The following is a 624-nucleotide window of genomic DNA, read 5'->3' on the forward strand; positions in this document are numbered from 1 at the left end:
AACGTGGCGGTTACGCCATCCGCCCCAATAATCGCTTGAGTGGTTTCGGTGATGTCATCACCGGATGCAGTGGTGTAGCTGTAAGCGAGCGTGACGATGCTACCGACTGGCGCCGGATCGCTCAGTGTCACGGTGTACTCCGTGGTGGTATCGCCTTCTACGACATTCGCTGGACCTGTCATGGTCACGGTAACCGTATCTTCTGGACCAGGATCGGTTTCATCGCTGATGGTGGTGTCAACAAAGGCATTTGAAACATCTAATGCCTCAAAAATCGGATTGCTGTCACCATCTACAAGGCCCGACACGCTGACGCGGAACACTTCATCGCCTTCCGCGTAAACATCGTCCACGGTATCGATGGTAAACGTGGCGGTTACGCCATCCGCCCCAATAATCGCTTGAGTGGTTTCAGTGATGTCATCACCAGATGCAGTAGTATAGCTGTAAGCGAGCGTGACAATGCTACCCACAGGAGCCGGATCGCTCAGTGTCACGGTGTACTCTGTGGTGGTGTCGCCTTCCACCACATTCGCTGGACCGGTCATGGTGACCGTAACCGTATCTTCTGGTCCTGGGTCGGTTTCATCACTGATGGTGGTGTCGACGAACGCATTATCGAGG

Annotated in this window: 1 pseudogene; it reads right to left on the reverse strand. The window is 54.2% G+C overall.

The annotated features are described in order from the left end of the window. Positions 1-624, reverse strand: a pseudogene (locus tag R7R24_RS28075) (calcium-binding protein); the annotation flags it as partial.

The sequence above is a fragment of the Vibrio sp. 704 genome, assembly GCF_033339295.1.